This window comes from Rhodococcoides corynebacterioides NBRC 14404, assembly GCF_001894765.1.
GTDB classification, from domain to species: Bacteria; Actinomycetota; Actinomycetes; order Mycobacteriales; family Mycobacteriaceae; genus Rhodococcoides; species Rhodococcoides corynebacterioides.
In genome coordinates this window covers 130074-148669 of record NZ_BCWV01000002.1, presented here as the reverse complement: position 1 = coordinate 148669, position 18596 = coordinate 130074, and the positions used below count along the sequence as shown (strand labels likewise).

At 69.4% G+C, this 18596-nt stretch carries 18 protein-coding genes; 7 read left to right on the top strand and 11 right to left on the bottom strand.

What is annotated here, in order from left to right; translation table 11 throughout:
• Positions 1-50: 50 nt before the first annotated feature.
• The 6 genes from RC2_RS02000 to RC2_RS01975 all read right to left on the bottom strand — a co-directional run bounded on the left by RC2_RS02000 (position 51) and on the right by RC2_RS01975 (position 6083).
• Positions 51-680, bottom strand: a complete 630-nt coding sequence (locus RC2_RS02000) for a DUF305 domain-containing protein (RefSeq protein ID WP_068148018.1) — start codon at positions 678-680, stop codon at positions 51-53.
• An 86-nt stretch (positions 681-766) separates the two neighbouring features.
• Positions 767-1198 (bottom strand): DUF6153 family protein, encoded by a 432-nt coding sequence (locus RC2_RS01995; RefSeq protein ID WP_068148020.1) that lies wholly within the window; start codon positions 1196-1198, stop codon positions 767-769.
• A gap of 83 nt (positions 1199-1281) precedes the next feature.
• Positions 1282-1659 (bottom strand): MerR family transcriptional regulator, encoded by a 378-nt coding sequence (locus RC2_RS01990; protein WP_068148023.1) that lies wholly within the window; start codon positions 1657-1659, stop codon positions 1282-1284.
• Positions 1656-3140, bottom strand: a complete 1485-nt coding sequence (locus tag RC2_RS01985; RefSeq protein ID WP_211266799.1) for a SulP family inorganic anion transporter — start codon at positions 3138-3140, stop codon at positions 1656-1658. The genes RC2_RS01990 and RC2_RS01985 overlap by 4 nt, the downstream gene beginning before the upstream one ends.
• Before the next feature lie 55 nt (positions 3141-3195).
• Entirely contained in the window at positions 3196-4482 is a 1287-nt protein-coding gene (locus tag RC2_RS01980; RefSeq protein ID WP_068148029.1) for an MFS transporter, read from the bottom strand.
• Positions 4479-6083: a class I adenylate-forming enzyme family protein gene (locus RC2_RS01975; RefSeq protein WP_068148032.1), complete on the bottom strand. Its 1605-nt coding sequence runs from the start codon at positions 6081-6083 to the stop codon at positions 4479-4481. Before RC2_RS01975 ends, RC2_RS01980 begins: the two co-directional genes overlap by 4 nt.
• A 163-nt stretch (positions 6084-6246) precedes the next feature.
• Between RC2_RS01975 and RC2_RS01970 the strand changes: the two genes are divergently transcribed.
• From RC2_RS01970 to RC2_RS01955, 4 genes are all read left to right on the top strand, one after another.
• Positions 6247-6858, top strand: a complete 612-nt coding sequence (locus RC2_RS01970) for a TetR/AcrR family transcriptional regulator (protein ID WP_068148035.1) — start codon at positions 6247-6249, stop codon at positions 6856-6858.
• A gap of 101 nt (positions 6859-6959) precedes the next feature.
• Complete coding sequence (locus RC2_RS01965) at positions 6960-8183, top strand: acyl-CoA dehydrogenase family protein (RefSeq protein WP_068148041.1); 1224 nt, start codon at positions 6960-6962, stop codon at positions 8181-8183.
• Positions 8180-9196 carry a phosphotransferase family protein gene (locus RC2_RS01960; protein ID WP_068148046.1) on the top strand — a complete coding sequence of 339 codons (1017 nt, stop codon included), beginning with the start codon at positions 8180-8182 and terminating at the stop codon, positions 9194-9196. The genes RC2_RS01965 and RC2_RS01960 overlap by 4 nt, the downstream gene beginning before the upstream one ends.
• A complete protein-coding gene (locus RC2_RS01955; RefSeq protein ID WP_068148048.1) occupies positions 9193-9927 on the top strand; it encodes an SDR family NAD(P)-dependent oxidoreductase in 735 nt (244 codons plus the stop codon). The genes RC2_RS01960 and RC2_RS01955 overlap by 4 nt, the downstream gene beginning before the upstream one ends.
• 53 nt (positions 9928-9980) lie before the next feature.
• On the opposite strand, the gene RC2_RS01950 is transcribed toward RC2_RS01955, so the two are convergent.
• Positions 9981-10910: a LysR family transcriptional regulator gene (locus tag RC2_RS01950; RefSeq protein ID WP_068148370.1), complete on the bottom strand. Its 930-nt coding sequence runs from the start codon at positions 10908-10910 to the stop codon at positions 9981-9983.
• A gap of 136 nt (positions 10911-11046) precedes the next feature.
• Between RC2_RS01950 and RC2_RS01945 the strand changes: the two genes are divergently transcribed.
• Both RC2_RS01945 and RC2_RS01940 read left to right on the top strand, forming a co-directional pair.
• On the top strand, positions 11047-12408 hold the full coding sequence (locus RC2_RS01945; RefSeq protein ID WP_068148050.1) for an SLC13 family permease: 1362 nt from the start codon (positions 11047-11049) through the stop codon (positions 12406-12408).
• 100 nt (positions 12409-12508) lie between these two features.
• The gene (locus RC2_RS01940; protein ID WP_068148053.1) at positions 12509-13636 is read left to right on the top strand and encodes a PrpF domain-containing protein; all 1128 of its coding nucleotides are present in this window, start codon (positions 12509-12511) and stop codon (positions 13634-13636) included.
• Between the two features lie 25 nt (positions 13637-13661).
• Here the strand turns inward: RC2_RS01940 and RC2_RS01935 are convergent, their stop codons facing one another.
• From RC2_RS01935 to RC2_RS01925, 3 genes are read right to left on the bottom strand one after another with little or no spacing between them, the layout of a single operon-like run.
• Positions 13662-15494 carry an FAD-dependent monooxygenase gene (locus RC2_RS01935; protein ID WP_068148057.1) on the bottom strand — a complete coding sequence of 611 codons (1833 nt, stop codon included), beginning with the start codon at positions 15492-15494 and terminating at the stop codon, positions 13662-13664.
• On the bottom strand, positions 15491-16132 hold the full coding sequence (locus tag RC2_RS01930) for a VOC family protein (RefSeq protein WP_068148060.1): 642 nt from the start codon (positions 16130-16132) through the stop codon (positions 15491-15493). Before RC2_RS01930 ends, RC2_RS01935 begins: the two co-directional genes overlap by 4 nt.
• A 44-nt stretch (positions 16133-16176) precedes the next feature.
• Complete coding sequence (locus tag RC2_RS01925; RefSeq protein WP_245810922.1) at positions 16177-17136, bottom strand: fumarylacetoacetate hydrolase family protein; 960 nt, start codon at positions 17134-17136, stop codon at positions 16177-16179.
• Between the two features lie 115 nt (positions 17137-17251).
• Here RC2_RS01925 and RC2_RS01920 point away from each other — a divergent pair, with 115 nt between their 5' ends.
• Positions 17252-17908: a TetR/AcrR family transcriptional regulator gene (locus RC2_RS01920; protein ID WP_068148065.1), complete on the top strand. Its 657-nt coding sequence runs from the start codon at positions 17252-17254 to the stop codon at positions 17906-17908.
• A 3-nt stretch (positions 17909-17911) separates the two neighbouring features.
• Here RC2_RS01920 and RC2_RS01915 read toward each other — a convergent pair whose 3' ends face one another.
• On the bottom strand, positions 17912-18568 hold the full coding sequence (locus RC2_RS01915; RefSeq protein WP_068148069.1) for a TetR/AcrR family transcriptional regulator: 657 nt from the start codon (positions 18566-18568) through the stop codon (positions 17912-17914).
• Between the last annotated feature and the right edge of the window lie 28 nt (positions 18569-18596).

Here is an 18596-nt window from a genome sequence, read left to right as displayed (position 1 = left end):
ATCGTCGGCGACCCCGGACGTGGCGACGACCCGCACCCCCGTAGTGGGTGTCAGCCCAGCAGTTGTTGCATACGAGTGATCTCCTCGTTCTGGGTCTCGACGATGGTCTGCGCCAACGCGATCGCGTCGGGGTTCTCACCGTCGGCGATCTCCTTCTCCGCCATGGTCACCGCGCCCCGGTGGTGCTCGATCATCATCGTGAGCCACTGCCGGTCGAACTCCGACCCCGACGCGGCCATCAAGGACTCCATGTCACGGTCGGTCATCATGCCGCTCCCCGACCCGTGGTCCATGCCGCTCATCGAACTCGCATCCGACGACGGCGCCGGCTGACCCCACTGCGACAGCCACGCCGAGAACTGGTCCATCTCGGGCTTCTGCGCCGCCGCGATCTCGCCGGCCAAGGCGATCACGTCCGGGTCGGTCGTGCGCCCCTCGACCATGTCGGCCATCTCGACGGCCTGTGCATGGTGCGGATACATCATCGTCGCGAACATGACGTCGGCGTCGGAGAAATTCGCGGCGGGATCCGCGGACTGTGCCGACTCCATCGCCGTGGCCGAACCCATCGAGTGGCCCTCCATCGACGAGGACGAGCTGTCGTCGCTACAACCGGCGACGAGGGCGGTACCGATCGCCGCGGCAGCGACAACGGTGGCAGTCCGGGTGGTGATGTTCATTGCAGTACTCCTGGGTGTGTACGTGGAAGCAAGACAGGGTGACTCGACGTGCGATCCGCCGGAGCACGACGGCTCCGGTCTCCCTGTCACACCCGAAGAAGTACCGATTCGTCCAACGCGGACACCGCCCATGGCGGTGCCCGACCCGACCGGCCCATCACCGCAACCATGCGCGTGGACAGGGGATCGGACGCCGGCAACGCGGTGACGACACCCGAGGGCATCGATATAGCGGACCAGGACACCGGCGTCGCCATGCAGGGATGCGTCATCGGATGGCCACCGGGACACGGCGTGGGTTCGACGACCACCGAGGACGACACGACGGGGCCGTGCGCCTCGTCGCCGTGATGGTCCGAACCGGTGACCACCGTCGATGCGGTGGCCGCGGCCATCGCCTGATGCGAGGCGGACGGAAACATCGGAACCGAATGCATCGAGAGCACACCCAGCACCGTGAGCACGGTCAGAACTGCGAGCGGGATGGTTCCGCGCAGTCGTCGACCGGTCGCCGTCATCGCTCCATCCTAACAAGGGATACCCCTGCGGGGTATGCGCCCGCGGGTCCGCGCACGAGCCTCCCGCAGGTCGACCGTGTCGGTCAGCGCGACTCGAGCCGCGCCAGCAGCTCGGTGAACTCCTCGGCGTAGGCGAGGCGCTTGCGCAACGTCTCGCAGCGTTCGTCCGCCCGCTCACGGAAGGCGGTGATGACGGCCGCGGCCGCCTCGAGGTCACCCGTCCCGGCGGTGAGTGTGTCGGACGCCGCCAGCACCTCGGCCATCTCGGCCAGGGTGAACTCGAGCGGCTTCATGCGGCGCACGAGCAGCAGGCGGGCGACGTCGTCGTCGGTGTAGAGGCGGAACCCGCCGGCCGACCGCGCCGACGGCGTCACCAGGCCCACCTCGTCCCAGTGCCGCACCGTGCGCACGGACAGCTCGATGCGTCGGGCCACCTCCCCGATCTGCATGTGCTCGCTCATCCGCCCAGCGTTCCCGTCAGCCGGGCGTGGCGGTGGGCGGACGCCGCGTTCGCGCCGACGATGCGCACCGTCGTGCCGCGGCGGGCGTACTTGGCCTCGACGGCATCCAGCGCAGCGACGGTGGAGGCGTCCCAGATGTGCGAGGCGGACAGGTCGATGACGACCTCCGCCGGGTCGTTCGCGTAGTCGAACCGGTGCACCAGATCGTTGCTCGACGCGAAGAACAGGTTGCCGGTGACGGTGTAGACGCGAGTTCCGTCCGTGGTGTCCTGCGCCGTGACCTCGGTGAGGTGAGCGACGCGTCGGGCGAAGAGCACCGTGGCGGTGAGGACGCCGGCGAACACGCCGTACGCGAGGTTGTGGGTGGCGACGGTGACCGCGACGGTCACCAGCATCACCGCGGTCTCGCTGCGCGGCATGCGGCGCAGGGTCGACGGGCGGATGCTGTGCCAGTCGAAGGTCGCGACCGACACCATCACCATGACCGCGACCAGCGCCGCCATCGGTATGACGGCCACGACGTCGCCGAGACCGACCACCAGGATCAGCAGGAACGTCCCGGCGAGGAAGGTCGAGATGCGGGTCCGCGCGCCGGAGACCTTCACGTTGATCATCGTCTGACCGATCATCGCGCAACCGCCCATGCCGCCGGTGAAGCCGGTGACGACGTTGGCCACGCCCTGCCCCCACCCCTCGCGCGTCTTGTCCGAGCGGGTGTCGGTGATGTCGTCCACCAGCGTCGCCGTCATGAGCGACTCCAGTAGGCCGACCAACGCGATCGCCACCGCGTACGGCGCGAGGATCGTCAACGTCGCCGTCGTGAACGGCACGTCGGGAATCAGGAAGGCGGGCAACGACGTCGGCAACTCGCCCTGGTCGCCGACGTCCGGCACCTGCCAGGCGAAGACGACGGTGGCCGCCGTGAGCAGGACGATCGCGACCAACGGGCCGGGCACCGCCGTCGTCAGGCGAGGAAGCAGCACGATCACGGCGATGCCGACGGCCACCATCGGGTAGACGAGCGCCGGGACGCCCAGCAGGTAGGGAACCTGGGCCGAGAAGATCAGGATGGCCAGGGCGTTGACGAAGCCGACCATCACGCTGCGCGGCACGAAGCGCATGAGTTTGGCGACGCCGAGCAGGCTCAGCACGATCTGGAGGACGCCACCCAGGATCACCGCGGCGATGAGGTAGTCGAGTCCGTACTCGCGGGACAGCGGGGCCACCACCAGCGCGATGGCACCCGTGGCCGCCGAGATCATCGCCGGGCGGCCGCCGACGATGGCGATGGTCACCGCCATGGTGAACGAGGCGAACAGTCCGACCCGCGGGTCGACACCGGCGATGATGGAGAACGAGATGGCTTCGGGAATCAGCGCGAGCGCGACGACCAGGCCGCCGAGGATTTCAGTCTTGAGGCGGCGGGGAGAGCGCAGCGCGCCGAGGACGGACACGTCCGTGGTGGAGGAAGTGAAAGGCACGTGGCGCAACTCTACCCTCACGTGAGAGTAGAGTTGACCACGCGGCTTCTAGACCTCACACGTCGGCAAGCGCGATCCCCTTGGTCTCCTTCATGAACCACGCCGCCACGCCGGTCAGCGCGGCGAGCGCCATGATGTAGACGCCGAAGACCCAGCCCAGGTCGAGGTTCAACAGCAGCTGATTGAGGTAGGGCGCCGTGCCACCGAAGACCGCCACGGAGAACGAGTACGCGAAACCGATGGCCTGCGTACGCAATCGCGTCGGGAAGCTCTCCGACAGGGTGGACGACAGGATCGAGGCGGGCGCGGCGACCACCAGCAGGGCGGCGGTGGTCGCGAGCAGCAGCGTCCATCCCGCGTCCGTGATCATCATCGTCAGCGGGACCTGCAGGGCGAACATGCCGACGGCGAACGCGGCGAGCATCGGCCGGCGCCCGATCGAGTCCGACAGGCGACCGAAGAACGGCAGGGAGATCAGCGCGATCACCTGGGCGATCACCAACATCCAGTACGCCGTGTCGGGGTTCATGCCCTTCTGCGTGATGGCGTAGGTCGAGACGTACGAGGTCCAGGTGTAGTGCGCCGCCGTGATTCCCGACGTCATGCCGATCATGAGCACGATGGCTCGCACCACGGTGCGACGCGGAATCGGCGTCGACTCGGTGGCCGCCTGCTCGCCGTGGAACACGTCGGACTCGTCCATGCTGCGCCGGAGGTACAGCGCGACGAGGGCGAGCACGGCGCCGAGGAGGAACGGAATGCGCCAACCCCACTGTCCGACGGCCGATTCCGACAGGGTCGAGGTGATGACACCGCCCAGCGAGTACGCGATGACCGACCCGCCGAAGATCGCGACGAAGGCGACGCTGCCCCACATCCCGCGGCGATTCGCGGGCGCGATCTCCCCGACGTAGGAGTAGGCCGTGGCGGATTCACCACCGTGGGCGAAGCCCTGCATCACGCGAGCGAGCAACAGCAGCACCGACGCCCACGCGCCGACGGCGGCGTAGGTGGGCATGATGCCGATGAGCAGGCTGCCCGCCGCCATGGTCAGCATCGTGGTGACCAGCACGAACTTTCGGCCACGCCTGTCCGCGATACGCCCGAAGACGATGCCGCCGAGCGGCCGCATCAGGAACCCGACGGCGAACACCGCGAGGGTGGACAGCAGCGCCGAGACCGGATCGCCCTTGTCGAACATCGCGGCGGCGATGAACGGAGCGAACACGGCGTAGGCGCTCCACTCGTACCACTCGAGCACGTTGCCGACGGCACTGGCCAACAACGACTTCTTGCGCGAGGCGAGAGTGGGCGCCGGGGGCGCCGAGGAACTGACGGTCATGACGACTCGCTTCCGGTGCGGGTGGGGAGGGCCCGGTCCGCGAGTGCGGCCCGGCGGATCTTGCCCGTGAGGGTCTTGGGGAGATCGGTGACGACGTGCACGGTGCGCGGGCGCTTGTACGCGGCGAGTCGGGACCGGGCGAAGTCGACCAACTCGTCACCGGTCGCGGCGGTGTCGGCCCTCAGGGAGACGTAGGCGACGACGGATTCGCCCTGGTAGTCGTCGGGTCGCCCGACGACCGCGGCCTCGAAGACGGCGGGGTGTTCGTAGAGCACGTCCTCCACCTCGCGCGGCCACACCTTGTAGCCCGACACGTTGATCTGGTCCTTCAGTCGGTCCACCAGGTAGACCCAGCCGTCGGCGTCGATCACGGCGACGTCGCCCGTGCGCATACGTCCGTCGGGCATCGCCGACGCGGTGGCCTCGGGGTTGTTCCAGTATCCCGAGACCACCTGCGGTCCGGCGACTTCCAGCTCACCGGGAACACCGGGCGGGGTGGGTGCGCCGGCGTCGTCCACCGTCCGGACCTCGGCTCGGGGCAGGGGTTTGCCGACCGAGAGGGAGCCGCTGCCCGAGTCGACCGGCGCCCGCTCCCCCGGCGGTACCGCGATCACGCCGGCCGTCGTCTCGGTCATGCCGTACGCGTTGTGGATGTAGTGACCGAACCGCTCCTCGAACGCCCCGACCGTGGCGGGCGGGATCGGCGCACCGCCCGAGTACAGCGTCTCGAGGGAGTCGAAGTGGGATCGCGTCGCCGCCGGGTGGGCCGACAGCGCGTTGAAGACGGTGATCGAGCCGATCGTGTAGGTCACGCGGTGCTCGACCAGTGCGTCGAGGGTGACGCCCGCGTCGAACCTGCCCGCGAACACCAGCGTCGTGTCCCGCACCAGAGCCACCGCGGCGTTCAGGACGGCACCGGTGATGTGGAACAGCGGCGCGGCGGCGAAGACCACCGCGCCGTTCCGCACCCGTGCGCGGTCTCCGAAGTCGGTGGCCGTCGCGAGCAGGTTCGCGTGGGAGACCATGGCCCCCTTGGGCGGTCCCGTGGTGCCGGAGGTGTAGGCGAGCAGGGCCACGTCCGCCGTCGCCGGGTCGGGGCCGGTCGGCCGGCCCGGTGCCACGGCGGTCAGCAGGTCGTCGTCGCGCGGCTCGGTTGCCGGCCCGGTGAACACGCGCTCGTCACCCCGCGTCTGGAAGTCCCGCGCGTTCACGGTGAGGACGCCTCGCACGGTCGTGTCTCGGCACTCCGCGAGCAGGGCGTCGGCGTCGTGGTCGGCGCACACCAGCAGCACCGGCTCGGCGTCGTCCAGCAGCACCCGCAGTTCGCGTTCCCGGTACATCGGATTCACCAGCACGGCGACGGCACCGAGCTTCCAGATCGCGAGGAACAGAAGCGCGTAGTGGGGGACGTTCTGGAGGTGGATCGCTACTCGGTCGCCGTGCTGCACACCACGGTCGGCCAGCGCCACCGCGACGCCGTCGGAGAGGTCGTCGACCTCGCGCGCCGTGACCACGGCGTCGAACCAGGCCAGCGCCGCCGCGTCCGGATGCCCGTCCACCCGTCGACGCCAGGCGTCGATCACCGTCCCGTTCGTGCTCATCCACCCACCGATCCTTCGACGTTCCGCTGACCGGGACGCCGCACGGCACCCGATCCCGACCGATCACTCGCTCGGTGGGCCGAGTGTCGCGGATCACACACGCAGGTGTCAACCCGGCCGTTCACCGAGCTCCCCCGCCCACGACCCCTCTACGCTCGACGCCATGACTGCCGACGGATCCTGGCGCAGCTACGAGGGTGACGCGTTTCCGCCCGTGCTGACCGCCGCCCTCACCGCCTTCGTCGACCAGGGCTACCACGGCACGTCGGTACGCGAGATCGCCTCTCGCGCAGGGCTGTCCGTCCCCGGCCTGTACCACCACTACCCCTCCAAGCAGGCGATGCTCGTCGGAATCACGTCGAGCGCCATGACCGAGTTGCTCGATCGGTCCTCGCGCGCCGAGAGCGAGGCCGGCCCGGCGCCGGCGGACCGGTTCGACGCCGTCGTCGAGTCGCTTCTGCTCTTCCACGTCCACCGCCGTGACGTGGCGTTCGTCTGCTCGACGGAGATCAGGAGCTTGCACCCCGCCGAGCGCGAGGCGTACGTGGGTCAGCGCGACGCCCAGCAACGCATGCTGGACCGCATCGTGCTGGACGGTGTCGAGGCGGGCGTGTTCCGCACCGCGCACCCGCTCGACGCGAGCCGAGCCGTGACGACGATGTGCGTCGGGGTGGCCACCTGGTACCGCCCCGGTGGTCGTCTCGATCCCGCCGCTCTGGTCGACGTCTACTCCGAGCTCGCCCGCGGAACGGTGGGGACGACGACCGGTCCCTGAACCCCACCGAGGCTTGACCGGGTTCACCGTGTCTGTCAGTCTCACGGGTGCCGAGCGAGTGATCGGTCGGGATCCTGTTCCGCGACGAGAGGCGACCCACCGTGGCGATCGACCTGACCTACGACCCCGACGTGCGCGGCTGGATCGACCGCACCCGGACCTTCACCCGCGAGTACGTGCTGCCGATCGAGGACAAGTTCCTCGGCGACGCCACCGCAGCAGGCGGCGACGATCTGCGCCGCGAAATGCAGAGCGCCGCACGGGAAGCGAGCGTCTTCGCCCCGCACGCCCCCGTCGAGTACGGCGGTGGCGGGTTGTCGATGAGCGACCGGTCGCCGGTCTTCGAGGAAGCCGGATACTCGCTGTTCGGTCCCATCGCCTGCGGCATCGGCGCGCCCGACGAGGGCAACGTGCACCTGCTCGCCCACGTGGCGTCGGGACCGCAGAAGGAGCAGTTCCTCGCCCCCCTCGCCCGCGGCGAGGTGCGCTCGGCCTTCGCGATGACCGAGCCCGCGCCCGGCGCCGGATCGGACCCGTCGGCCCTGGCCACCGTGGCCACCCGCACCGGCGGCGGCTGGACCGTCGACGGCCACAAGTGGTTCATCACCGGCGCCGACGGTGCCGCGTTCTTCATCGTCATGGCCCGCACGTCGGGCGCCCCGGGCGACCGCGGCGGCGCGACGATGTTCCTCGTCCCCGCCGACACCCCCGGCATCACGGTCGGCCGCCACATCGGCACCCTCGATCGCGCCATGATCGGCGGTCACTGCGAGGTGACCTTCGACGGCGTGTTCGTGCCCGAGGAGAACGTCCTCGGCGCCGTCGACGAGGGATTCACCTACGCGCAGGTCCGCCTCGGCCCCGCCCGCATGACCCACGTCATGCGCTGGCTCGGCGCCGCACGCCGCGGGCACGACGTCGCTGTGGCCCGCGTCGCCGAACGCAAGGGCTTCGGCCACCGACTCGGCGACCTCGGGATGGTGCAGAAGATGATCGCGGACAACGAGATCGACATCGCCGCGACCCGCGCGCTGCTCACGCACGCCTGCTTCGAACTCGACCGCGGCAACCCGGCGAGCAACGAGACCTCGATCGCCAAGACCTTCGCCGCCGAGGCCGTGTTCCGCATCGTCGACCGCGCCATGCAGATGTGCGGCGGCATGGGGGTGTCCGACGACCTCCCCCTCGCCCGTCTCTCTCGCGAGGTGCGCCCGTTCCGGGTCTACGACGGCCCTTCCGAGGTGCACCGCTGGGCCATCGCCAAGCGTGCCGTCGGGGCCGCGCGTCGTGCCGCGGCGGCCTCCTCGCCGTCGGTGCAGTCGTGACCCTCGACACCGCCGCACTGGCCGAGTTCCTGCGCGACAACGGGATCACCGTCGCGGGCGAGCTTCGTGTCGACCGCATCAGCGGTGGACGATCCAATCTGACCTATCGCGTGGACGACGACGAGTCGTCCTGGATCGTGCGGAGGCCGCCGACCAGCGGTCTCACCCCGTCCGCGCACGACATGGCCCGAGAGTGGGCGGTCACCAGCGCAGTGCAGTCGACGGACGTCCCCGTCGCCGCCACCGTCGCGTTCGATCCGGACGGCCGGGTGCTCGGCGCGCCGATGACCGTCGTCGAGTTCGTCCCCGGCCGCGTGGTGCGGACGGCAGACGACCTACGCACCCTCACCGACGCCGAGGTCGCCGCCAACGCGACCGAACTCGTGCGCGTTCTGGCGGCCCTCCACGCCGTCGACCATCGAGCCATCGGACTGAGCGAGTTCGGGCGTCCCGACGGATTCGTCGCCCGCCAGGTGGCCACGTGGGGTCGGCAGTGGCAGCGGGTGAAGACCCGCGACCTGGCCGACATCGACCGACTGCAGGCAGTGCTGGCCGAGACGGTGCCGATGCGGTCCGACGCCGCGATCGTGCACGGCGACTTCCGTGTCGACAACGTCATTCTGGACACGTCGGACGCCGGTCGCGTTGCCGCGGTGGTCGACTGGGAGATGTCCACGCTCGGTGACCCGATCACCGACGTCGCCCTTCTCTGCGCGTACCGTCGGCCGATCTTCGACACCGTGCTCGGTGTTCCGGCCGCCGCCTGGACGTCGTCGCGCTACCCGTCCGCCGATGCTCTCGCCGAGGAGTACGCCACCTTCTCCGGTCGGGACCTCGGCGACTGGCCGTTCTACCTGGCGCTGGCGAACTTCAAGATCGCCGTCATCGCCGAGGGCATCACGCACCGCGCGCTCGCCGACGGCGGGACCGACGATTCCGCCACGGCCGCAGCCGAGGCCACGGCCGAGTTCGCCGCCGCGGGGCTGCAGGCGCTGACCGGGGTGTCGCGATGACGCGCGCTGCGCTGGTCACCGGCGGATCGCGAGGCATCGGCCTGGCCGTCGCGCGCCGGCTGGCGTCGCAGGGCTGGTCGGTGCTGCTCACCGGGCGCCACCAGGACACGCTCGACGACGCGGCGGACACCGTCCGCGGTGACGGCGCCACCGAGGTCCGCACCGTGGCCTGCGACATGGCCGATCCCAATGTTGCCGACGTTCTGGTTCGCGAGTTCGCGCACGTGTCCCCCACCATGGACGCTCTCGTCCTCAATGCGGGCGTCGGGACAGCGGGCCCGATCGAGTCGTACTCGACCGCGCGGTTCGACAAGACGGTCGAGGTGAACCTGCGCGCTCCGTTCCGCATCCTGCAGGCGTCGATGCCGTTGCTGCGCAGCGCAGCCGAGGCAGATCCCGCTCGTGGCGCGAAGGTGATCGCCCTGGCCTCGCTCGCCGGGGTCTACCCCGAGGCCGGACTCGCCGCGTACGGGGCCACGAAGGCCGCGCTGCTGTCGCTGATCGACACCCTGAACGCCGAGGAGAGCGGCTCCGGCATCACCGGCACCGCCCTCGCCCCCGGTTACGTCGACACCGACATGAGTGCCTGGATTGCCGACCGCATCCCGCCCGACACCATGATCGCGGTGAACGACCTGGTCGAACTGATCGACGGCGTCCTCCGCCTGTCCCCTCGGGCGGTGGTGTCGCGGATCGTCATCACCCGCGCCGGGGCAGGGCTCGGGGCCTGACGCAGGTATTCCAGCACGGTCACACCGACCAGGCACACTCCCTCCACCCCGCGTCACGCTCGCGGCGGTGGCGCCAACCGATCCGCCGCTCCCCGCAGTGCACGCGAGATCGCGTACATGGCGGGGGTGTACTGCCGACGCGCCAGCGAGGCGATGTGGATGACCCGGGTCGGCACCTGGTCGCGCGCGGCGAAGGTCGCGGTCCGGACGTCGGGGCGGTGGTGAGTGACAGCCAACCGCGGCACCATCGCGATACCGACTCCGGCGGCCACCATGGCCTCGATCTCCTGGTAGTCGTGCGCCTCGTAGACGACGTCCGGCTCGAATCCGGCCGTCCGACAACTGCGATACAACGCCTCACCGGCGGGATGGTCGTTGCTGCGGATGATCCACTTGTCGTGACGGAGCCCGGCGAGCACGACGTCGTCACCGGCACGGTCGTCGTCGACCGGCAGCAGCAGCACCGTGTCGTCCACCATCAAGGTCTCGAGCGACAGAGAGCGCTCGGCTTCCTCGGTCCATGCGTAACTCCAGAGGAGGGCCAGGTCCACCTCGCTCGAGTGCAGCATCTCCAGCAGTTGCGGACGCACCGCCGACCGGACGTGGACGTCGACGCCCGGCCAGCGGGAGTGATAGTCCTTCAGCGCGTCGGACAGCAAGGACGCACTGACGGTCGGGAACGACCCGAGTCGGACGGACCCGTGACGAAGGCCGCGCAGGGCCTCGAGGTCGCCGTGGGCGGCACGCATCTCGCGACGGAAGAGGCGCGCACGACTCGTCAGCAACTCGCCGGCCTCCGTCAGTTCCACCCCGCGTGGGAGGCGGGTGAGCACGGGTTGCCGAATGCTGCTCTCGAGCTTGGAGATGCGTTGCGACGCCGCGGACGGGGTCATGTTGGCGCGCTCGGCGCCGCCGGTGAGCGACCCTGCCTCCGCGATGTCGAGGAGGAGAAACAGCGTGATGACGTCGAACGGTTGCTGCACGACCATGCTCCCTTCAGCTCAGCTGAAGGGAACAGTAGCAAACGCACATTGTGCTGAAGTGGTGCCGGTCATACTGTGATCTGCACGACCTCCCGCCACCGGGTGTGGTCCTCACCGCCCTCACTGGAGACACCTCATGACCTCGATCGAAGTACTCCCCCTCATCGCCCTCGTGGCGATGTTCGCCATTGCGACGTTCTTCCCGATCAACATCGGCATCCTCGGCTTCATCGGCGCCTTCGTCGTCGGCTTCTTCGCTCTCGGCTACGACGACAAGGAGATCCTGGCCGAGTTCCCCAGCTCGATCGTCCTCACCATCGTCGGTGTCACCTACTTCTTCGGCATGGCCAAGAAGAACGGCACGATCGACCTCCTGGTCAACAGCTGCATTCGCGCCGTGAACGGCCGGGTGACCGTGGTTCCCTGGGTCTTCTTCTTCACCGCGTCGGTCCTGACGGCACTGGGCACGTTCAGCCCGGCCGCGGTCGCGCTGATCGTTCCGGCCGCCATGGCCTTCGCAGCGCGCACCAACATGAGCCCCCTCGTCATGGGCATCATGGTCATCAACGGTGCCCACGCCGGCGCGTTCTCCCCCATCTCCGTCTCCGGCGTCCTGGTGCGCGACATCGTCGAATCCAACGGACTGTCGCTCGCGCCCTGGACCTTGTTCCTCTGCAGCTACGGCATCAACACCCTGCTCTCCGTGCTCACCGTGGTCGGCTACGCGGCGCTCGCTCGCACCCGCGGACTGGAGTTCTCCGCTACCGGCTCCGGCTCCACCGGCTCGCCCCGCACTCCCCGCGGCAACGGCGGCCCCGCCGGATCCCCGTCCGGAGCCGGCAGCACGACGGCACTGCTCACCCGCCAGGTCACCCCGGTCCGCACGGCGCCCGAGCCCGTCACCCGCGTCCAGAAACTCACCCTGTTCCTCATCGGCGCACTGCTGGTCCTCGTCCTCGTGCTGCATCTGCCCATCAGCTTCGTCGCCATCGCCGCCGGCGCAGTCCTGGCCTTCACGGACCTGAGCAAGCAGAGCGAAGCCATCGCCGACATCAGCTGGTCGACTGTCCTGCTGGTCGCGGGCATGGTCACCTACATCTCGATCCTGCAGGAAATGGGCACCATCGATCACCTCGCCGAAATGGCCATCACCATCGGCGCACCGATCGTCGTCGCCATCGTTCTCTGCTACGTCATCGGCGTGACCTCGGCGTTCGCGTCCTCCACGGCTCTCCTCGCCGCCGTGATCCCCCTCGCGATGCCCCTGCTCGGAACCGGCGCCCTTCCCGTGGTCGGTGTCGTCGCCGCCCTCGCCATCTCCGCCACCGTCGTGGACGTCTCGCCCTTCTCCACCAACGGCGCCCTGGTTCTGGCGAACGCCCAGAACATCGAGCGGCCCCGCTTCTACCGCCAGCTGCTGCTCAACGCGGGCATCGTCGTCGCCGTCGCGCCGGCACTGTGCTGGCTGCTGCTGGTGGTCGTCCCCGAGATGCTCTGACCTTAAGTACTGCTGAACACCCCTCCAGCAAATGTCGATTGTCCTTGACGGTTCGTACGCCGAACCTGGAGACATCACCCCCGATCGAAAGGCCCTTCCGATGTTCACTCTGCGCGGCACCTGGATGCGTGGCGGTACCAGCAAGTGCTGGCTCTTCAACGCAGTCGACATCGACCCGTACGTCGACGACACCGTCGGACTCGACGCCGTGCTCACCGCCGCATTCGGGTCGGGAGATCCCCGTCAGCTCGACGGCGTCGGAGGCGGCAGTTCGACGACGTCCAAGGCAGCGATCGTGCGACGGTCGACCCTCCCCGGCATCGACGTGGACTACCTGTTCGCCCAGGTCGCCATCGAGGAGGCGACCGTCGAGTGGGGCAGCGACTGCGGAAACTGCGCCACTGCGATCGGCCTGTACGCGGTGCAGTCCGGCCTCGTCGCCGTGGACGACACGACGACCGTGGTGCGCATGCGTAACCGCAACACCGGCGCCGTGCTCCAAGCGGAGATCCCGACGCCCGGAGGCCACGTTCCCTCCGAAGGCACCGCCGCGGTCCCCGGCACCACCGCGCTGGGCGTGCCGGTCGGTCTGACCTTCACCGATCTGGCGACGGACCGGGTCACGCTGCTCCCGACCGGTCAGCCCGTCGACCGCGTGACGCTCGGCGACTCGGTGTACTCCGGGACCTTCGTCAGCGCCGGCGCACCTGCGGCGTTCTTCGACGCTGCGGACCTCGGTCTCACCGGAGCGGAGAGCGTCGCCGACCTGGGGGCCTCCGTGCCGCGGCTCATCGAGCTCCGCCGACAGGCCGCCCTGGCGATGGGACTCGTCGGACCGAACGATCCGATCACGCACGCCGTACCGAAGGTCGGCGTGGTGGGACCCCCGGTCGACTACCGCACTGCCACCGGCGATCTCGTCCCCGCGGACGACTACGACGTGTCGGTGCGCATGCTCTCGATGATGGCGCCCCACCCGGCCATCGGACTGACCTCGGCGGTCGCCGTGGCCGCCGCGGCCACCGTCCGGGGCAGCGTCGTCGCCGCGCGCGCACGCGTCGGGTGGCCCGGGTCGCTGCGCATCGGCACCGACGCCGGCGTTCTCCACGTCGACTACGCGGTGGACGAGCACGGCATCCTGCAGAGCGTGACGCTCCACCGCGCGGTGCGGCGGATCGCCACCGCCGACCTGTTCGTCGCACCGGCGGTTCCCGCGCTGGTCGGGTGACCCCGCAGCCGGTGCGGCGAGCCGATCACCTCCGGCGATCGAGCGGGAAGTAGCTCCCCCACAACCGGCGCACGGTGCCGACGACGTCCTCGATGGCGTCGTCGGCACCGTCATTCGACCGCCAGACGATGTGTCCATCGGCCCGTACCAGCACGGCCCCCCGCTCGCCCACCTGATAGAGGTCCACCGTGTCCGCGGCCGGACCGAGGTCCAGGACGTCGACCCGCAGCGGCGACAGGTCGTCTCGATGCTTGTCGACGGCCGCCCGCCACGCGTCGACGTCGAACGTCACCAGGGTCAGGGCGTTCGGATCGCGACCGACGCTGCGCAGCACCGACTCCCCGGTTGCCGGCAGGATCGAATGAGGCAGTCGCCCGCCGGGATCGGTGCGCGGCCGATACTCGACGACGTCGTCGAGGCCGTCGTCCTTCGCCACCCCTCCCCGGCCGTCGGTCAGCGGTCCGCCGTAGCGGTAACCGAATTCCAGCCCCGTCGAGACGAAGTGCGCCAGCTGACCCGGAATGTCACTCGCCATCTTGTCCCGCGCCCGGACCGCACGACGCCCCGTGCCGGCGATGACCCGGGTGCGACCGAGACCGAGGCCCACGACGCGATCCGCGAGTGCGGCGGCCCGATCGTCCGGCAGCCACGCGAGCGGTGGACGCGACATCGCGGAGGTCGCCCGCTGCAACATCCGGTTGGTCGCGCCCACGTGTCGGGTGACGTCGTCGAGCTGGAAGTGGTTGGCGACGCTGTGCCGCGCGAAGAGGTCGACGACCGGGCGCCGCTCGACCTCGTAGGTGTCCAGAAGCGTCGGCTCGGCGATCCCGGAGAGCACCGCCTCGAGTTTCCAGGCGAGGTTGTGCGCGTCCTGCACGCCGCTGTTGAGCCCGTACCCACCGGTGTGCGGAAAGCGGTGTGCCGCATCGCCCGCCAGGAGTACTCGACCGCGGCGGAAGGTGTCGGCGGTCCGGGTGGTCATCTCCCAGGTGCCGGTCGAGACGATGTCGTACTCGTGGTCGGCCCCGAGCACCGCGGGCAGCGTGTCCCGCCAGTACGCGTCGGGCTCGCGCGACATTCGTTGCGCGGGATGCAGATACGTCCCCATGAGAACGTAGTGACGGTCCGCGTGAGCGATGAGCACTCCGGCGAAGCTCGGCTGGTAGATCCAGGTGAGCAGCGGGCGCTCCGACGCCGGGTACAGCGTGTCGCAGCGAAAGAATGCACTGCCCATCTTGGCCAGCGTCGGCCCGTGCATCTCGACACCCACGATGTCGCGGACGGCGCTGTTCGCCCCGTCCGCGCCGATCGCGAAGCGGGCCTGCAGCGTGGCACCGTCACCCCCGGCTCCGGACGTGTGGACGACGACGGACTCGTCGCGTTCGCAGATCCCGGCGACCGAGGTGCCGTAGCGAACCTCGACGAGCGGCTCGCGGTCGAGCCACGACCACAGCACCGGCATCAGGAGGTGCTGCCCGACGTGGGATACCAGGTAGTCGCTGTGGGACCGAACGCGATCGAGCTGTTCGGGCCGGGACGCGAGGTCGATGTGCCCGATCGGGCTCGAGGCGAACGACGACTGCCACCGGATCAGGTTGACCTCCTCGATCGGCGGCGCCAGGGCGAAGACCTCGTCGGACAGTGCCCGATCGACGTCCCGCCAGATCTCGAAGGTCCGTGCGTTGATCACGTGCGCGGCGGGATGGGTCAGCGGTGTCGTACGCCGATCGAGGACGACACTGCGGATTCCGCGCCGGGCGAGCAGCAGTGCCAGGGTGGCACCGGTGGCACCGGCGCCACAGACGACGACGGGAACGTCGACGTGGGCCGTCTCCGTCGCTGGGACCGCGGCGCTCACAGCGTGCGGAAGGTGATGGCCCGGCGGTTCACCCGCGGGCGCGTACCCGGTCGGACACCCGCGTCCCGGCGCGTGAGGGACTCGAGCGGCGCCCCGGCCCGCAGACGCTCGAGCAGGTACGACGGGTCGAACGTGACCCCGATCGGATTCTGGGCGAACTCGGGGCTGCTGAAGAAGGCAGCGGTCTCCTCGGCCGTCGGGAAGTTCTCGGTCTGGAACTCCAGGCGGATGCCGTCCGGGTCCTCGTAATACAGGGAGGTGGTGGGCCCGTGGTTGATGGACCAGACCGGCTCGATACCGAGGCCGGCAAGCCGCTCGTAGTTCAGCAGCAGCCGCTCCAGCGAGTGGTAGGTGAACGCCAGATGGTCCACCCCGTAGACCTTGCGCTTGAACCGGGCCAGCGGGAACAGGAACCGAACGGGCGGCGGGATCTTGACGAGGGCGAGGCGATGACTCTCGTCGTCCCACGTGAGAAAAGCGATCTGCTCGTCCTCGTGAACGACCCCCGCACCCAGGACCGTGCGGTACCACTCGATCATCTCGGGCGCCCGCGCGGTCTTGACCACGAAGTGCGCGAGGAGATCCGGCGGAAGGGCGGTGGACACCGGGGCCGGTGAAGGATCGGCGTTGGACACCATGGCGGAGACTCCTCGAGTGGTCGGGGCGGTGGGGTGGATCGGGCTCAGGAGCCCGGTGCGACGATGGGCGTGCGCTGGGTGCCGAGGTCGAGACGCCCGTCCTCGGTGCGAATCGACGCCGTGACGATGCTGCCGGGGCGCAGGAACGGGCCTCCGCGGCTGCGACGGACGAACTGCTTCCACAGGACGTGTTCCGGGAGCACCGCGGTCGCGAACCGGCGGAGGATCGCCGGCGGGGTCTTGGCCGCGGTGCCGTGCGGCGTTCCCGTGAGTACGACGTCTCCCGGATCGAGGTTGCAGAACTGGGAGAGCTCGGTGAGCGTCTCGGCCGGGCGATAGAGCCAGTTCGCCGTCGAGTCCTGTTGCCGCAGTTCGCCGTCGACCTCGAGACGCAGCGTCAGACGGTCGATCGCCGCGTAGTCGTCCTGATCGAGCACGGCGAGAACCGGCCCGACCGGGCAGAAACCGCGGTAGCTCTTGCCCTTCAGGTACTGCCCCTGGGGCAGCTGCACGTCACGGGCGGAGAGATCGTTGCCGATGGTGATCGCGGCGACGTACGACGGAAGCGTCGAGTCGGTGATCGTGACCGGCGCGTCGATCGTCGTCCCGATCACCAGACCCAACTCGATCTCGTAGTCGAGGAGTTCGACGTGCGCCGGCCGGGTCACGGAATCGAACGGACCCGTGACGGAGGCGTCGGTCTTGTCGAAGAAGAGGTTGAAGGCGCGATTGTCCGGGTCCATCCCGGACTCGATGGCGTGCTGCCGGAAGTTCGCACCCTGACACATCACTCGGCACGGCACCGTGATCGGCGAGAGCGTGCTCACCGCCTCCGGCCGGTGCGTCAGCGAACCACGGGCGGCGGCCGCGATGTCCTCGCGACCGTGCGTGAGCAGGTCCCCCGTCGTCGCGTACGAGTCGGTGAGCGCGGTCAGACCCCGGGCCGACGACACCGCCCACAGCACGCGATCTCCGTCGTCGTATCTCCCCACGTACGTGGCCACTGTGTCCCCCCTGCTCGATCCGTCACTCGATCCCGACAGTAGAGGTTTCATTGACCGCCAGTCAACGACTCGAGATCGATGACCCGAACATTCTCGGTGACAGTAGGCTCACCGTGTGCACACCGACTCGACCGCGACGGAACGCTCCGCGGTGCCCGCCACGCGTGCTGCCCGCAAGGCCGCCTCGCGGGCACGGATCCTCGCCGCGGCCCGAGATCTCTTCGAGGATCGGGACTTCGATGCCGTCACGGTCGGCGAGATCGCCGACCGCGCCGGCGTGGCCCACGGGTCGGTCTTCCACCACTTCGAGAGCAAGAAGGGTGTCTATCGCGCCGTACTCGACGCTGTCGTGGACGAGATGGACGCCGCGTTCGACGACAGCATGGACGCGGCCGACCTCGACTCGGTACGACGGGGCCTGCGTGCGCATCTGATGTATGCGGCGCAGCACCGTGGCCTCGCGACCCGGCTCGTTCTAGGCCGCCGCAGCACGGATCCGGATGTGCGCGCCGCGTCCGAACGGGGGCGGGAACGGGTGTTGACCGCGATCGCCCTCGTCCTCGGGATCGACCCGTCTCGGGAGGCGAACATCTTCGTCGGACGGGTCATGGCGACGGCCTTCGACGAGGCGACCGTGCTGTGGCTCGAGAGCGACGGCACTCTCCCCGCCCACGCCCTGGTCGACTGGATGATCGAGATGATGGAGGCTGCGATCGACGCCGTGCCCACACTCGAGGGTCGGACGGGTCGCCGAAGCCTCCCGGGGTTCTGACCGTCAGGACGTCGCGGTCAACACCGTCGCAGCGGAGACGTGGTCGGTGTCGGGTAGCGGGCGAGCGACCAGTTCCGCGGCCTCGTCCGTCGATACCCCGAGTGCACGCAGCACCCGCATCGCGGTCCGGTCGACGGCCTCGTCGGCGTTGCGCTCGGGGCGGTCGAGCAGCACCCGTCCGAGCGCGACGAGCGTGCCGGCGACGAGCGCCAGCGCCAACTCGGTGTCCTCGACGTCGAACCTGCCGGACCGGACGGCCTCCTCGATGTCGCGCAACGACCTCGGCGCGAGCCCCCGCTCGGTCGTGATAGCCTGCGCTGCAGCGGAATTGACGAACACTCGGCTGAGGCTCGGGTCGGCCCGGAAGAGTCGGCCGGTCAAACGGAATGATTGCGTGAACTTCTCCACCGGGTCGGCCATCCCGACCGTCAGCGTGTCGAGATAGGCGCCGAGCGCTTCGAGTGCCTCGTCGACCGCTGCTTCGAACAGCTCCTCCTTACTGGAGAAGTGGTTGTAGAAGGACCCCATCCCGACATCCGCCGCCTGCGTGATCTCGAGAATGGGCGCCGTGAGCCGACCCTCGGCGAGAAAGGTCTGCGCCGCACTCACCAGCGCCGCACGGGTCCGCGCCTTGCGCCGTTCGAGCCTGTCCACCGCCATGGTGCCTGTCGCCTCCGTCGCCCCCGTG

What these genes read in the sequence shown, in the direction of transcription:
- RC2_RS01945 (WP_068148050.1), top strand. Translation starts at nt 11,047, where the DNA reads ATGACCTCGATCGAAGTACTCCCCCTCATCGCCCTCGTGGCGATGTTC.
- RC2_RS01930 (WP_068148060.1), bottom strand. Translation starts at nt 16,132, where the DNA reads ATGGTGTCCAACGCCGATCCTTCACCGGCCCCGGTGTCCACCGCCCTT.
- RC2_RS01975 (WP_068148032.1), bottom strand. Translation starts at nt 6,083, where the DNA reads ATGAGCACGAACGGGACGGTGATCGACGCCTGGCGTCGACGGGTGGAC.
- RC2_RS01955 (WP_068148048.1), top strand. Translation starts at nt 9,193, where the DNA reads ATGACGCGCGCTGCGCTGGTCACCGGCGGATCGCGAGGCATCGGCCTG.
- RC2_RS02000 (WP_068148018.1), bottom strand. Translation starts at nt 680, where the DNA reads ATGAACATCACCACCCGGACTGCCACCGTTGTCGCTGCCGCGGCGATC.
- RC2_RS01915 (WP_068148069.1), bottom strand. Translation starts at nt 18,568, where the DNA reads ATGGCGGTGGACAGGCTCGAACGGCGCAAGGCGCGGACCCGTGCGGCG.
- RC2_RS01995 (WP_068148020.1), bottom strand. Translation starts at nt 1,198, where the DNA reads ATGACGGCGACCGGTCGACGACTGCGCGGAACCATCCCGCTCGCAGTT.
- RC2_RS01940 (WP_068148053.1), top strand. Translation starts at nt 12,509, where the DNA reads ATGTTCACTCTGCGCGGCACCTGGATGCGTGGCGGTACCAGCAAGTGC.
- RC2_RS01980 (WP_068148029.1), bottom strand. Translation starts at nt 4,482, where the DNA reads ATGACCGTCAGTTCCTCGGCGCCCCCGGCGCCCACTCTCGCCTCGCGC.
- RC2_RS01970 (WP_068148035.1), top strand. Translation starts at nt 6,247, where the DNA reads ATGACTGCCGACGGATCCTGGCGCAGCTACGAGGGTGACGCGTTTCCG.
- RC2_RS01990 (WP_068148023.1), bottom strand. Translation starts at nt 1,659, where the DNA reads ATGAGCGAGCACATGCAGATCGGGGAGGTGGCCCGACGCATCGAGCTG.